12 protein-coding genes are annotated in these 12,839 nt (G+C 68.3%); 3 read left to right on the top strand and 9 right to left on the bottom strand.

The genetic code is table 11. From position 1 onward, the window contains the following. The first annotated feature begins 34 nt into the window (after positions 1-34). Positions 35-2,203 (top strand): putative bifunctional diguanylate cyclase/phosphodiesterase, encoded by a 2,169-nt coding sequence (locus tag AACH06_RS26450; protein ID WP_341428813.1) that lies wholly within the window; start codon positions 35-37, stop codon positions 2,201-2,203. Between the two features lie 271 nt (positions 2,204-2,474). Here the strand turns inward: AACH06_RS26450 and AACH06_RS26455 are convergent, their stop codons facing one another. Further along, positions 2,475-3,146 carry a hypothetical protein gene (locus tag AACH06_RS26455; protein WP_341428814.1) on the bottom strand — a complete coding sequence of 224 codons (672 nt, stop codon included), beginning with the start codon at positions 3,144-3,146 and terminating at the stop codon, positions 2,475-2,477. A gap of 118 nt (positions 3,147-3,264) precedes the next feature. Beyond that, the gene (locus AACH06_RS26460) at positions 3,265-4,401 is read right to left on the bottom strand and encodes a 3-deoxy-7-phosphoheptulonate synthase (protein ID WP_423222089.1); all 1,137 of its coding nucleotides are present in this window, start codon (positions 4,399-4,401) and stop codon (positions 3,265-3,267) included. 107 nt (positions 4,402-4,508) lie between these two features. Between AACH06_RS26460 and AACH06_RS26465 the strand changes: the two genes are divergently transcribed. Further along, positions 4,509-4,814 carry an antibiotic biosynthesis monooxygenase family protein gene (locus AACH06_RS26465; RefSeq protein WP_341428815.1) on the top strand — a complete coding sequence of 102 codons (306 nt, stop codon included), beginning with the start codon at positions 4,509-4,511 and terminating at the stop codon, positions 4,812-4,814. A gap of 78 nt (positions 4,815-4,892) precedes the next feature. Here the strand turns inward: AACH06_RS26465 and AACH06_RS26470 are convergent, their stop codons facing one another. From AACH06_RS26470 to AACH06_RS26490, 5 genes are all read right to left on the bottom strand, one after another. After that, a complete protein-coding gene (locus AACH06_RS26470; RefSeq protein ID WP_341428816.1) occupies positions 4,893-5,480 on the bottom strand; it encodes a YceI family protein in 588 nt (195 codons plus the stop codon). 83 nt (positions 5,481-5,563) lie between these two features. Further along, positions 5,564-6,148 (bottom strand): YceI family protein, encoded by a 585-nt coding sequence (locus AACH06_RS26475; RefSeq protein WP_341428817.1) that lies wholly within the window; start codon positions 6,146-6,148, stop codon positions 5,564-5,566. A 32-nt stretch (positions 6,149-6,180) separates the two neighbouring features. Beyond that, a complete protein-coding gene (locus AACH06_RS26480; RefSeq protein WP_341428818.1) occupies positions 6,181-6,726 on the bottom strand; it encodes a cytochrome b in 546 nt (181 codons plus the stop codon). A gap of 98 nt (positions 6,727-6,824) precedes the next feature. After that, the gene (locus AACH06_RS26485; protein WP_341428819.1) at positions 6,825-7,727 is read right to left on the bottom strand and encodes an NUDIX hydrolase; all 903 of its coding nucleotides are present in this window, start codon (positions 7,725-7,727) and stop codon (positions 6,825-6,827) included. Further along, the gene (locus AACH06_RS26490; protein ID WP_341428820.1) at positions 7,724-8,581 is read right to left on the bottom strand and encodes an EamA family transporter; all 858 of its coding nucleotides are present in this window, start codon (positions 8,579-8,581) and stop codon (positions 7,724-7,726) included. Before AACH06_RS26490 ends, AACH06_RS26485 begins: the two co-directional genes overlap by 4 nt. Positions 8,582-8,672: 91 nt before the next feature. Here AACH06_RS26490 and AACH06_RS26495 point away from each other — a divergent pair, with 91 nt between their 5' ends. Further along, positions 8,673-9,152 (top strand): GNAT family N-acetyltransferase, encoded by a 480-nt coding sequence (locus tag AACH06_RS26495; protein ID WP_341428821.1) that lies wholly within the window; start codon positions 8,673-8,675, stop codon positions 9,150-9,152. A gap of 33 nt (positions 9,153-9,185) precedes the next feature. Here AACH06_RS26495 and priA read toward each other — a convergent pair whose 3' ends face one another. Then, positions 9,186-11,288 (bottom strand): replication restart helicase PriA, encoded by a 2,103-nt coding sequence (priA, locus tag AACH06_RS26500; protein WP_341428822.1) that lies wholly within the window; start codon positions 11,286-11,288, stop codon positions 9,186-9,188. Between the two features lie 354 nt (positions 11,289-11,642). After that, the gene (gene hemE, locus AACH06_RS26505; RefSeq protein ID WP_341428823.1) at positions 11,643-12,752 is read right to left on the bottom strand and encodes a uroporphyrinogen decarboxylase; all 1,110 of its coding nucleotides are present in this window, start codon (positions 12,750-12,752) and stop codon (positions 11,643-11,645) included. Positions 12,753-12,839 lie beyond the last annotated feature (87 nt).

The following is a 12,839-nucleotide window of genomic DNA, read 5'->3' on the forward strand; positions in this document are numbered from 1 at the left end:
CCCGCGCCCCGCCCGCCGCCGCCACCCGCCCCGCATGCCCGCGCCACAAGCCGCCGAACTGGTCCACGCCCTCGCCGCCCCTGAACTGCAGGGGCCGACCATCGCCGGCTCGGCCCTGCTGGCAGGCCTGATGTTCGGGCTCATCGGGCATGGCCTGCGCAAGATCCGCTCGACCGACACCGTCACCGCGCTCGGCTGGTGGGGCGCCGGTGCAGCCGCCGGCGGCGCCGGTTTGTGGGCCCTGCACTTTTTCGCCCTGACGGGCCTGGGTCTGCCGTGGGAGCCGCACTTTCGCGGCTGGCACATGGCAGGCAGCGGCCTGGCCGCCGCGCTTGGCCTGGCGGCGATGCTGTCGACCGCGCGCTTGCGGTGGAGCGATACGGCCCGCCAGGTGATTCAGGGGCTGGGCCTGGGGGTCTTGTGGGCGTTGATGCAAACCCTGTCGGTGGCGAGCCTGGCCGAGCCCCCCATGGCCAGCGCGGCCGGGCCAGGGTGGCCGCTGCTGGCGCTGGCCGGCGTGGCCGTCGCGGCCACGGCCGCCCTCGGTCTGGCGTTCAGCCCGCGGTGGTCGGCCCTGGGCCCGTTCGGGCTGCGGCTGTTCCTGGGGGCCACGGGCTTCGCGCTCGCCTCCGGCCTCACCCAGGCGCTCACACTCGGCGGCCTGGGCTTTGTTGAAACGCCACGCCCGACCGGTGTGCTGCTGGTGGACGTCGATGCCTTGCAATGGGCCTGCGCGGCCGGCGCCTTCGCGGTGCTGCTGGGCCTGTTCGGCGTGCTGATCGATTCCCGCGCTTCCTACCGCAATCGCGCCCTCGCCTCATCGCTCAGCGAGGCCAATCGACGCCTGCGCGAGCAGGCACTGACCGACCCGCTCACGAAGCTGCCGAACCGCCTGCTGTTCGAAGAGCGCCTGGCCAACGCGCTGGAGCTGGTCGACGACCCCTCCGCGCCGCCGGGCGGCAATCTGGCGGTGATGTTCATCGACCTCGATGGCTTCAAGCCGGTGAACGACTCGTTCGGCCACAGCGCGGGCGACGCCGTGCTGCGCGAAATCGGCCGGCGTCTGCAAGGCCTGGCCCGCCAGTCGGATGTGGTGGCCCGGGTCGGTGGAGATGAATTCCTGCTCCTGGCTGAGCGGCCCGGCTCCACCCTGGCCGCGGGTCAGTTGGCGCAACGCGTGCTGCAGTGTCTCGCGCAGCCCTGCCGCCTGCCCAACGGCGCCGAGGTGCGCCTGTCCGGCTCGATCGGCATCGTGATGTATCCCGATCACGGCCCCTCACAGAAGTTGCTGGCACGCGCCGATGCGGCGATGTATGCGGCCAAGCGTGCAGGCGGCTCGGGCTTCGCCATTTTTGAGCCGAGCATGGAGCAGGACAGCCGCGCCCAGCTCGAGCTGCAGCACGACCTGCGCGGCGCCATCGAGCGCGGGGAGCTGGTGCTGTACTACCAGCCCAAGATCGACGGCCGCTCCGGTCAGATCACGGGTGTCGAGGCGCTGGTGCGGTGGCAGCACTCGAGCAAGGGCGTGATCTCGCCGGCCGTGTTCATCCCGATCGCGGAGCGGTTCGGCCTGATCGGTGCGTTGGGCCAGTGGGTGATCGATGAGGCCTGCCGCCAACTGCGGGTGTGGCTGGACCAGGGCCTGCGGATGCGCGTGTCGATCAACATGTCGGCCCACCAACTGCGGCAAGAGAACCTCGTGCAGCGCATCCGGCGGTCCTTGCATGCACACACGGTCGACCCCGCGCTGCTGACGATCGAGATCATCGAGTCGGTGCTGATGGAAGACGAAGCGGTGCGCGCCTTCGCCGGGCTGGCCCAGCTGGGCGTTTCGCTGTCGATCGACGATTTCGGCATCGGCTATTGCAACTTCGCTTTGCTGCGGAAGTTGCCGGTGACCCAGCTGAAGGTCGACCGCAGCCTGTTCACCGACATCCAGCACAGCTCGGATGCGCTGGCCGTGGTCGACGCCATCGTCAAGATGGCGCACGCGTTGGGGCTGCGGGTGGTGGCCGAGGGCGTGGAAACCGACGCCCAGCGCGACATGCTGCTGGCCCTGCGTTGCGACGAGCTGCAGGGCTACTTGTTCGCCAAGCCCATGTCGGCCGAGCGCCTGACGCTGTGGGCCATGGGCGATGAAGGCGTGCACATCACCGACTTCCGGCCCTCCATCTACGCCGCGGCGCCGCAGACGCTGCAGTGAGCCGAAGCACCGCGGGCGCGGTGCCGCACCCTTGGGGCCCCGGTGGCGCCCATCAGGCCCCAGGCGGCCTACGTCCCCGGTTCAGGCGACGCCGGCGCGACCGGTGCAGTGTTTGATGCTAGGCGGAACTGAAGAAAACCGATGGGTTTGGTCGTCTGGCGAGGCGCAAACCACAGCGATGCCCGGTGGCATCGCGAGGATTTGCAACGACGCCGGGCGGCCAAAAGCACGGTTTTATGTTCCGCATAGCGTCGAACACTGCACCAGCCGATCAGGCCACCTGCAGCGCTTCGACTTCCAATGCGGCCTTCTTGCCGCGGCGTGGGCGAGCCACCTTCAGATCGCCAGCATCCGCGGCGTCGGGCGAAGCCGCCAGCAGCGTGTCCGCGGCAGCATCGGCGCCAGCGACTGCGCGCTTCTTGCGCTTGCCGCCCGCGCGAGCCGGTGCCGGGGCGGATCCGTCGGCAGCGGCCGTGGTCTCGGCCAATGCCCGTTCGGCCAGCACCGCCTGCTTGACCTTGCCCTTGGCTCCCTTGGGGAACTGCGCCTTGATCTCGGCGCGTTCGGCCAGGTACGCCGCCGCCTCTTCCTCCGTCATGCCCAGGGTCGAGAACACCCGAGACACCTCGGCCAATGGGGTGGCGTTGGTGAAGCTCTGCACCAGTTGGCCGCGGCGGCCGCCGATCAGCAGCTCGATGCGACGCGCACGGTGGTTGTAGAGCAAGGCGAAGCGCTGCTCGCCGATGCGGAACCAGATCACGTTGCCGCCGGCCCCTTCTTTCTCGTTGACCCGCACATGGTCACCCGGGTTCTTGCGCCAGAGGATGCCGCCGGCGATCGCCAGCAGCACCTCGTTGACCTCGCCCGCGTGATGATCCGAGCGCTGAAACACGCCGAGCAGGTGCTCCTGCAGGTCGTCGACACTCTTCAACGGAATGGCCATCCACATCCCCCTCGTACATGGGCCCTTGCCCGGAGCGCGTCGCGCCGCGGGCAAGCTCGTGAACGTCCGACTTTGCCGAGGTTCTCGGCGAAGTCAACACCCCTAGATCGAGGGGTGTTCAGGCGCGTCGCTTGCTCACGGCGGCAGCGAGCTCGCGCAGCACGGGCTCGGTGTCCTGCCAGCCCAGGCAGGCGTCGGTGATCGACACACCGGGCTTCAGGGCCTGGCCGGGTACGAGGTCCTGCCGGCCATCTTGGAGGTGACTCTCGATCATCACGCCGGTGATGCGGCGTTCGCCACCCGCGATCTGGGCGGCCACATCGGCGCCGACCTCGATCTGCCGCCGGTGCTGCTTGCTGGAGTTGGCGTGAGAGAAGTCGACCATGACCTGCTCGCGCTGGCCCGAGGCCCGCAGCACGGCACAAGCACTCTCGACATCGGCGGCGCTGTAGTTGGGCTGCTTGCCGCCGCGCAGGATGACGTGGCAATCCTGGTTGCCGCGCGTCTCGAAGATCGCGGCCTGACCCATCTTGGTCATGCCCATGAAGGCGTGCGAAGCACTCGCCGCCACCACCGCATCGGCCGCCACCTTCACGCCGCCGTCGGTGCCGTTCTTGAAGCCCACCGGGCACGACAGGCCCGAAGCCAATTGGCGATGGCTCTGGCTCTCGGTGGTGCGCGCACCGATGGCGCCCCACGACACCAGATCGGCGATGTACTGCGGTGACAGCAGGTCGAGGAACTCGGTGCCCGCGGGCAGCCCGATGGAGGCGACCTCCAACAGCAATTGCCGGGCGCGTCGCAAGCCCTCGTTGATGCGGAAGCTGCCGTCGAGCCGCGGGTCGTTGATGAAGCCCTTCCATCCGACCGTGGTGCGAGGCTTCTCGAAGTAGACGCGCATCACGATCAGCAGACGGTCGCTCAGCTCGTCGGCCAGCACCTTCAGGCGCTTGGCGTACTCGATGGCCTGGTCGTGGTCGTGGATCGAGCACGGCCCCACGACGGTGATGAGGCGATCGTCCCTGCCGGCGAGCACCTCCGAGAGCTGCCGCCGCGCCGACTCGACCAGCGCCTGGGCCGACTCGGGCATCGGCATCTCGTCTTGCAGCAACGCGGGAGAGATGAGCGGCCGCACGGCACCGATGCGCACGTCGTCGACCCGTGTCGAGTCGTGGGTGACCTGCGCGTCGGCGGCCAGCAGCGGCGAAGCGCCGCCCACCTCGTGGTCGTGTTGCCAGTCATCGGGTCGGTTCACGGTCTTGCTCCTTGCGGCCGGTGTCTCGTGGGCCGGGGTGAGCCGGCCGGGACCGGTGATTATCGGCGGCGTGGGACACTGACCCGATCGCACAGGAGAAGCCCACGATGATCCTCGAACATGCCGACATCCGCATTGCCCCCGGCCAACAGGCCGCGTTTGAAGAAGCGATCCAACGCGGCCTCAAGACGGTGATCACCCGCGCCCAGGGCTTTCGTGGGGCGAAGGTACAGCGAGGCATCGAGCAGCCCGAGCGCTATCTGCTGCTGATCGAGTGGGACACGCTCGAAGACCACACCGTGGGCTTTCGCCAGTCGCCGCTGTTCGCCGAGTGGCGCGCCATCGTCGGCCCGTTCTTTGCGGCCCCGCCGGTGGTCGAGCACTTTCAGCTGGGCGTCGATGTCCCGGTCTGATGGGGCCTGCTGCCCCCGCAAATGCAACGGGCCCGTCAGGCGGCTGCGCGCCTGACGGGCCCGCCCAGGGCAGGTGGCTTACTGCTTGACCGCCTCGACCTGGATCACCAGGCGCACGGCGTCGGGGAAGCCCCAGTCGAGACCGTACTTCACGTCGTACTGGCTGCGGGTGATGGTGGTCTCGAAATCGCCGCCGCAGACTTCACGCTTGAGCATCGGGCTCTGGTAGCAGTTGAAGTTGGTGGCCTTCAGCGTGACCGGGTTGGTCTTGCCAGCCAGCGTGAGCGTGCCCGCCACTTCGCTGACCTTGTCGCCGTTGAAGGTGAACTTGTCGCCGACGAACTTGGCCGTCGGGAACGCTTCGGTCTTCAGGATCTCGGCGCTCTTCAGGTGTTTGTCAAACGCGGCGCTGCCCGAGTTGATCGAGGTGGTGTCGATCGTGATGTCGACCTTGCCGGACTTGCCTGCACGGTCGAACTGAACCGTGCCTTCCTTCTTGTCGAAGCGGCCACGGTTGGTAGACGTGCCGAAGTGCGAGATCTCGAACGTCACGTAGGTGTGCGTCGGCTCGATCGTGTAGGTGGCGGCCTGGGCTTGGGCGCCGGCAGCGGCGATCGACAGCAGGGCGCCAGCAGCGGCGGCGATCATCGAGGTCTTGGTGTTCATCTGTGGAGCTCCGGAAAGGAACGGGGTTGGAAATCGAAATGGGTGGGCGAAACGGGTGGGTGGCGAGAAAGCGGCGCTCGGGATCAGAGCGGCGCCATGCCGGTGACGGCGAGCTTGAACTTCACCTGCACGTCGTTGGCCACCATCGAGGTGTCGGACCATTCGCCTTCACCGATTTTGAAATCGAGGCGCTTGATCGTGAATGCGCCGGTGGCCATGGTGACGCCACCGGCGCCGGCCGCCAGCGACACCGGGACGACGACGTCCTTCACGCTGCCCTTGATCGTCAACTTGCCGGCGACTTCGTACTTGCCGCCGCCCAGGCCCTTCAGGCTGCTGGACTGGAAGGTCGCCTGAGGAAACTTGGCCGAGTTGAACCAGGGTGCCTTGGGCACCTCGGCATCGGTCTCGGGCGAGCCGAAGCTGGCGCTGCCGGTGTCGATGGTGAAGCTGACGCTGCCGGCCTCCGGCTTTTTCGGGTCGAAGTTGATCTGGGCGTCCCATTTGCGGAACTTGCCGTCGACGGGCACGCCCATCTGCTTGGAGGTGAAGCCGATCTCGCTCTGGGCGGGAACGACCTTCTGCTGGGCCATGGCGATCGAGCTGGCCAGCAACAGCGGCGCGGCGGCCCACAGCATCGAGAAAGAGCGGGAAGAGGCGTGGTTCATGTCGGCCTTCGTTGGTCGTTCGAAAAAGTTGATCACCGGCCCGGCCGCATGCGGTTGAGCAGGCCGTCGCGATCGACGAAGTGGTGCTTCAGCGCGGCGCCGATGTGCAGCAAGACGAGCAGGCAGAGGATCCACGCCAGCATCTCGTGACGCTCTTTCATGACCTCGGCCAGCGCCTTGTCGACGGACACGAAGTCCGGCAACGGCAGCACACCGAACCAGACGATCGGGAAGCCGGCCGCCGAGCTGTACGCCCAGCCGGCCAAGGGCACCAGGAAGAACAAGGCGTACAGGGCCCAGTGGGTCAGGTGGGCCAGACGCTGTTGCCAGCGCGGCCCCGGCGCGTCTGCTGGCGGGCGGTGGGTGAGGCGCCAGACCAGCCGCAGCACCGACAGCGCCAGGATCGTCACGCCGGCCCACTTGTGCCAGTTGAACAGCTTGAGCCGCGTCGGCGACATGGGCAGATCGCTCATGTACAGGCCGACACTGAAGCAGACGATGATCATCAGCGCCAACAGCCAGTGGAAGCCGATGGCGACGCCGCCGTAGCGGGTGGAGGTGGAAGAAGTGGTGTCCATCGTGGGTCCGAAGTGTGTCGACGGTGCCGCGGTCGTCGGTTCAGCCTGATTGAGGCGGCATTTCAGTTTTGCTGAATGAGGAATCGTCCGTCGACGAATCACCGCGCTGGCGTCAGGGTGGTGTCGGCCCCCGGCGGGTCGAAATGGGCCGCGCGGACGGGGTCGACCAGCAAGGCCTCGAAGGCGGGTCCCAGCCGCTGGGCTTCTTCGGCGGGAAGCAGTTGGTGCCGCAGCGCGAAGTCGAGGGTGGCCAATGCCGCGTCGGTGGTCATGTCACCGCCGGCTGCGCATTGCAAGGCGTCGGCGATCGGCAACAGTCGGTGCTCGGCCACTTCGCCATCCTGGTTCTGCGGCACGCGTCCAGCGGGCAGGGCCAGGTCATACGCATACAGCCACTCGTGCTGCCAGCCTTCCGGGATGTCGCAGGCCAGCTCGATCACCCGCCCGGCCGTCAGGCCCTGCAGCTCGGGCATCTGCAGCCCGGCCTCTTCCCAGGCCTCACGGCACACGGCCTGGCGCGGCGATTGCCCATGCGGGACGCCTGAGCCCACCAGATTGTCCAGCCGGCCCGGGTCGGTCGGCTTGTTCCACGCCCGGCGAGCGATCCACAGCCCCGCGGGGCGGCCATCGTCGCCCGCCACGTACCCGTTGATGTGGGCGCCCAGCGTCTGCGCGCCCCACCAGCGCGACGACGCGCGTTCGATCACCGCCACCATCGCCCCGTCTTCGTTCCACAGGGCGAACGGCTCGTCGCGCCAGGCGCGTATCGAGCCTCGCTCGCGCAACGCGGCGTTCACCTCGGCGAACACCGCCGGGCGCTGCTGGGGCGACACCGTCATCGTCCAGGCACCGTGATCGACCGGCTGGAACCAATGCGGCCATGCCGCCAAGGCTCGGGCCTCGTCGGCGGCGATCGAGCCCGCACGTCGGCCCTCGACATAGAACCCGCAGCGGGCCCCGCGCTCGCTGCGACGCGCCAAGCGCAGACACTCCCAGTTCATCGATTCGCCGCCCACAGGTTGATGGCCAGCCCCCCCATCACCAGCCCGGCCGCACCGAGCTTCCAGGCAGGCAGGGCCTCGCCGAACGCCACCGCTGAAGCCCCCATGCCGAACACGGGCACCAGCAAGGCCGCCGGTGTCACGGTGGCTGGCGGGTGCCGCGCCAGCAGCCAGTTCCAGGCACCATAACCGAACAAGGTGTTGCCAACGGCCTGCCACGCCACCGCCGCCCAGGCCGCCGGGCTGGCAGCGATGACGGCGTCGCGCGCCACGTCGAAGCCGCCGTCGAACGCCATCGACAGGCCCACCAGCGGCGGCACGGCGAACAGGCTGGACCAGACCATGAAGCCCAACACGTCGACCCTGCCCGCCTGGCGTGCGATGCCATTCGCCAGAGCCCAGCAGAACGCCGCAGCCAGGACCATCCCCAGCCCAGCCGGGCTGATGCCCGCGCCGCCCTGGTGTGCGCGCCAGCCGATCCACGCCATGCCCGCCACGGCGAGGGCCAAGGCGCCGAACTGAGCCAGCTTCAAACGCTGGCCCGCCAGGATGATGGTGAAGAAGACCTGGGATTGCACCACCAGCGAAGCGAGGCCCGGCGAGATGTCGGCCTTCATCGCCAGAAACAGCAGGCCGAACTGCCCAGCGCCCAGCAGCACGCCGAACGCGGCGAGCCGCCACCACGGCGTCGACGGCCGGCGAATGAAGAGGAGAAACGGCAGCGACGACAAGGCGAAGCGCAGCGCGGCGAGAAGAAAAGGCGGCAGCTCGGCCAGGCCCCACTTGATCACCACGAAGTTGGTGCCCCACACGGCGACGACGGCCAGGGCGAGGGCAAGGTGGGCGATGGGCATGGGGCGGCAGTGTAGGCACCGATGCGCGGCCGCGTCGGTGGCGGGGCATCGCCACGACGCCGCCTGGTCTGCATCACCCACAATCCGCCTCATGGCAACCTGCTTGATCCCCATGTCAGCGCAGGCCTATGCGCGCTTCCACGAAGACGCCGTGGCCACCTACGCCCAAAGCAACATCGAGGCGGGCCGCTGGCCCGTTGAAGGGGCCTTGGACCGATCGCGGCAAGAGCACGAGAAGCTGCTGCCGCAGGGCTTGCAAACCCCTGGGCACCACCTGTTCACCATCCACGACGACGAGGCGGGCGAAGACGTCGGCGTGCTGTGGCTCGCGGTCACCGAGCATCCCACCGGGCGCTCAGGCTATGTCTATGAGGTGAGTGTGTCGCCGGCCCACCGGCGGCGGGGCCATGCCCGCGCCGCCTTTGTGGCGCTCGAGCGCGTTGGCCAGGAGCTGGGTCTGGCAGACATCGGTCTGCATGTGTTCGCCAACAACCCGGGTGCTCAAGCGCTGTACCGATCGCTGGGCTACGAGACCACGGGCATCAACATGCGCAAGCGGCTGGGTGGCTGAGCGCGGAAGATGAATGGCGCGCGCGTCGCCGCGTCAGATCGTCAGCGGATCGACATCGATGGCCCAGCGCACCACGCCCTTGTGCTGGGACCGCAGGCTCGGCAGGCCATGCACCCATTGGGCGAGCAAGCGCTGCAACGGGCCGCGCAGCGCCGACTCGACCAGCATCTGGCGCCGTTCGTAGCCCGCGACCCGCGCCACATGGGGCGGCACGGGCGCGTACAGGCTGATCTGCTCGCCCACGCCGAGTTCATCCGCCCAGGTCCTCGCCTGCTCACGCGCCGCGCGCAAGAAGCCCTCGGCCACGTCGGCATCGCGTGCTTCGGCGCGCAGCAAGGCCAGATGGGCGAACGGCGGCAGGCCGGCCATCTCACGCTCTTGCAGCTGGCTGGCGGCAAATCGGGCGTAGTCGTGGGCCTTGAGGGCGGCGAACAGGGGATGCGCGGGGTTGTAGGTCTGCACCCACATCTCGCTGCGCTGGGCCACTTCGGCCGCGCGGCCGGCGCGACCTGCGGCCTGCATCAGAGTGGCGAACAGGCGCTCAGGGGCGCGGAAATCGGCGGTGAACAAGGCGCCGTCGGGGTCCACCGCGGCCACCAGCGTCACCCGGCGAAAGTCGTGGCCCTTGGTCACCATTTGCGTGCCGACCAGCACGTCCACATCGCCCGCGTGCACCGCCGCCAGTTGCTGTTCAAGCGAGCCCTTCAGGCGGGTGGTGTCGGCATCGATGCGCGCGACCCGGGCACCCGGCAACAGTTCACCCACCTGCTCTTCGAGCTTTTCGGTGCCGCGCCCGACGGGCTGGATGTCGAGGTTGCCGCATTCGGGGCAGGCGCGCGGCACCCGTTCGGTGAAGGCGCAGTGGTGGCAGCGCAGGGTGCGATCAAGTTTGTGGAAGACCCGCCAGGCGCTGCAATGCGGGCAGTCGCTCTTCCAGCCGCAGGCGGTGCAGTGCAGCACCGGTGCAAAGCCTCGGCGGTTGAGGAACAGCAGGCTTTGCTCGCCCCGTGCGACACGCGCCTCGATGGCCGCCTTCAACGCGGGCGCCAGAGCCACCGGCGGCTCGCCGGGCGCGGGCCGCGGCTGCTGCGACATGTCGATGACATGCACCGATGGCAATGGGCCCTGCCCGACGCGCTCGGCCATCGTGAGCCGCGGGTAGCGCCCGGTTTGGGCGTGATGCCAGGTCTCGAGCGACGGCGTCGCTGAGCCCAGCAGCACCGTGGCGCCTTCGAGCTTTCCGCGGTAGACCGCGAGGTCGCGCGCGGAGTACCGGGCACCGTCTTGCTGCTTGTAGCTGGGGTCGTGCTCTTCGTCGACCACGATGAGCCCCAGCCTCGGCAAGGGGCAGAAGATGGCAAGCCGCGTGCCCAGCACCAGATCGGCCTGGCCACGATGGGCCGCCAGCCAATGGGCCAGCCGCTGCGCGGGCGTGAGTGCGCTGTGCAATGAGACCAGTCGGCGGCCGGGAAAGCGCGCCACGAAGCGGGCTTCCAACTGGGGCGTCAGATTGATCTCGGGCACCAGCACGAGGGCCTGCCGGCCGGCCGCGAGTGCGGCCTCGGCGAGCCGGAGGTAAACCTCCGTCTTGCCGCTGCCGGTGACGCCATGCAGAAGATGGCAGGCGGGCGGAGCGCCTTCCATGGCGGCCAGCACCGTGGCCTGCTCGGGCGTCAAGTCGGGCAGCGCGGGGGCTGACGCGGCCGCGCTGGCCAAGCGGCCGTCTGCCGCCTTGGTGGCCCGCTTGTCCTGCAGACGCATGCGCTTCGCCAGGCCGGCATCGTCGAGTTTTCGCAACTCTGGCGGCAGCACCGACAGCGCCACCTCGCCGACCGAGCGCTGGTAGTAGCGGGCGGTGAATTCCACCAGTTGGCACCAGGCGGGGGGCAGCGGCGGCAGGCTGGCCAAGGCCTCCGCCACGGGTTTGAGGGCGAAATCCTCGGCGCTGGCGCCGTCAGTGGGGGCGTCCGGGCCTGCAGTGTCTTCAGCTGGCCACACGATGCCGGGCACGTCACGTCGACCCAGGGGCACACGCACCAGCGTGCCGGGCGCGAGCGGCTGCTCACTCTCGTAGTCGAGCGTGTCGCCCAAACCGGAGTGGGCCGGGGTGTCCACCGCCACCCGACAGCGATTCATGCCGCGCGGCCCCCCGTCGGGCCCTTTGCATCCGTATCTAAGAGCAACAGATCAACAGTGGGGCTTAAGTCCATGATTCCAAAGCTCTTTCCAAGTTGCCCACCGTTCCTGTGGATAACATTGTGGGAAAGCTGCGGTCGGGTGCGCTAAATGCTTGATCCGCCAGGGTCTCGGCTGGGTTGCCCGATTCTGAGGCAAACGCCAAAAATTCTTTTTAATCAAGCACTTGCCACGAATCGCCGCGATTTTGTCGGTTTCGTGACGGCGGCTGCGGCGGTGATCTGTCGCACCCTGGGTTTTGGGGATAAGTCAAGCCCTGAGCGATCACTCACCGGGTGAAACCCCCATACCACATCAACGGGGCCGAGGCGTATGGGAGCGTTTCCGCCACTCGATCGAGTGGCTGTGCACCGCTTCAACCAGTGCCGACACGTGTTCCGGCGGCGTGAACTGGCTGATGCCATGGCCCAGGTTGAAGATGTGGCCGTCCCAGCCGCCATCGTCGCGTTGGGGTGCGCCGAAGCTGTCCAGCACCTGCCTGGCCTGTTCGGCCACCGCATCGGGTGGGGCGAACAACACGTTCGGGTCGAGGTTGCCTTGCAGGGCCACCTGGTGGCCGACGCGCTCGCGCGCCCGGCCCAGATTCACCGTCCAGTCGAGGCCGACCACATCGGCACCGCTGGCCGCAATCTCGTCGAGCCACAGACCGCCGCCCTTGGTGAACACGATGGCCGGGATGCGCTGACCGTCGCGCTCGCGCTGCAACTGGGCCAGCACACGGCGCGTGTAGGCCAGCGAGAAAGCCTGGAAGGCGCCGTCTGCCAGCACGCCGCCCCAGCTGTCGAAGACCATCACCGCCTGCGCGCCGGCGTCAATCTGGGCGTTCAAGTAGGCGGCCACGGCGTCGGCATTGACCGACAGGATGTGGTGCATCAGGTCTGGGCGGCTGTAAAGCAGGCCCTTGACCAGACGGTAGTCATCCGACCCGGCGCCCTCGACCATGTAGCAGGCCAGCGTCCAGGGGCTTCCGGAAAAGCCAATGAGCGGCACGCGGCCGTTCAGCGCGCGTCTGATCGAGGTGACGGCATCGAACACATAGCGCAGCTTTTCGAGATCGGGGGCCTGCAGGGCGCGGATCGCCGCTTCGTCCCGCAGCGGGTGCGCAAACCGCGGCCCTTCGCCCTGCGCAAAACTCAAGCCCAAGCCCATCGCGTCGGGCACGGTGAGGATGTCCGAGAACAGGATCGCCGCGTCCAGCGGGTAACGTTCCAATGGCTGCAGCGTCACCTCGGTGGCGTAGTGGACGTTCGTCGCCAAACCCATGAAACTGCCCGCCTTGGCCCGGGTGGCGCAATACTCGGGCAAGTAGCGGCCCGCCTGTCGCATCAGCCAGATCGGCGTGTGCGGGGTGGGCTGGCGCAGGCAGGCGCGAAGGAAGGTGTCGTTCTGGAGCGGGGCAAACATCGGCCCGATTATCGGCCGCCCCACCCCCACTGGCGCTTGACTCCGCGCAGGCCGTCCCCATCTTCACGCCGCGGGTGATGTACCCGT

The organism is Ideonella lacteola (assembly GCF_038066555.1).
In the GTDB taxonomy this organism is placed as follows: domain Bacteria; phylum Pseudomonadota; class Gammaproteobacteria; order Burkholderiales; family Burkholderiaceae_C; genus Ideonella; species Ideonella lacteola.